The sequence below is a fragment of the Lactobacillus helveticus DSM 20075 = CGMCC 1.1877 genome, from assembly GCF_000160855.1.
GTDB classification, from domain to species: domain Bacteria; phylum Bacillota; class Bacilli; order Lactobacillales; family Lactobacillaceae; genus Lactobacillus; species Lactobacillus helveticus.
This window is the reverse complement of sequence record NZ_GG700787.1, coordinates 1-640: the sequence shown is the minus strand read 5'-3', so window position 1 is coordinate 640 and position 640 is coordinate 1. Positions and strand designations below refer to the sequence as shown.

Genomic DNA, 640 nt, shown 5'->3' with positions numbered 1-640 from the left:
CTTTTTTGGCATAGCCAGCGCCGCCATCGGCATTACTAATGATCAAAGTATCGCTTAAGTCATAGGTATTAGCTAAATAAGCTTTGATTTCTTGCAAGGCATTCAAGCGGCTTAAAGAAACGAACTCTTTGGCTTGAACTCTCTTTCTGCGCGTCTTGCTCACATTAATAATATCTTCACAGACTTGATAGCGGTGAAACTCCAGCCGCTTTTTGGTCCCTTTAATTACAACGCCATCGCCTTCAAGATAAAGCACTGGTACTTTTTTCTTTTGGGTAATGCCATCGTACCTTTCTTCAGACTGTTGCTGTGCCTTGATTTGCTTGCCCGCTTGAACAATCAGCTTACCAACTTGACTATGACTAATGTTAAAGCTAGACAGGGTATTAACAGCTAAGGCAGTATTGCGGTAAGTTGATACAGCACTAACCTGCAAAATATTTTTAACTGCTAAAACACTATAGCGCTTATACTTGTCATAGCCCATCAATTGATCCAACGGGTATTTTGCCTTCCTGCCTGGACAGACATATCTTCTGCGCCAGTAACTGATTTCGCCAAAAACTGTCACCACTGAACGCTTATTTTTCTTTTCAATCTGATAGCCTTGCTTTTTAGTTTCATCAACTAAACCAACATT

The 640-nt window shown here is 40.6% G+C and carries 1 protein-coding gene; it reads right to left on the bottom strand.

Translation table 11 applies throughout. The annotated features are described in order from the left end of the window. A partial coding sequence (locus HMPREF0518_RS09340; RefSeq protein ID WP_003627988.1) for a UPF0236 family transposase-like protein occupies nucleotides 1–640 on the bottom strand: 640 nt, incomplete at both ends.